The organism is Rahnella ecdela, from assembly GCF_019049625.1.
Taxonomy (GTDB): Bacteria; Pseudomonadota; Gammaproteobacteria; order Enterobacterales; family Enterobacteriaceae; genus Rahnella; species Rahnella ecdela.
Genome location: NZ_JAFMOY010000037.1, coordinates 1 through 364 on the forward strand (window position 1 = coordinate 1; position 364 = coordinate 364).

Below are 364 nucleotides of genomic sequence, written 5' to 3' on the forward strand. Positions count from 1 at the left end.
GCTGGTCCTGAAATTGCGCCGGCCAGTTCGGGGCGGTGAAGGTGTAATCCTGCAACGTCACCTGCGAAGGCCGGATTTGCGCGCTGCGGCGGAAATTATTGATGCAATACGTGTCGGCCTCGGAGGCCGCATTGGGGTTGTAGGGGATCTTGCCCATGCTGGTCAGCGCCGTACAGTTGTCGGCAAAAGCCAGTTTCTGATCGTTGGCTTTGAGATATTCTTCTTCAAAAAAGAAAATGTAGATTCAATTGATCAATGCAACATCCATGCTAAAACATGGGGTAGCGGAGGATTAATGAATGAAACGTACATTTACGGCAAAGGAAAAAGAGTTTGTTTTCAACTCATGGAAGAACGGCATCGG

1 protein-coding gene is annotated in these 364 nt (G+C 49.2%); it reads right to left on the reverse strand.

Annotated features, from left to right (window positions below; all coding sequences use genetic code 11):
• Window positions 1-244, reverse strand: a 244-nt coding sequence (locus J1784_RS26775; RefSeq protein ID WP_420803934.1) for a contractile injection system protein, VgrG/Pvc8 family, incomplete at its 3' end; no start/stop codon positions are given.
• Window positions 245-364: the final 120 nt, after the last annotated feature.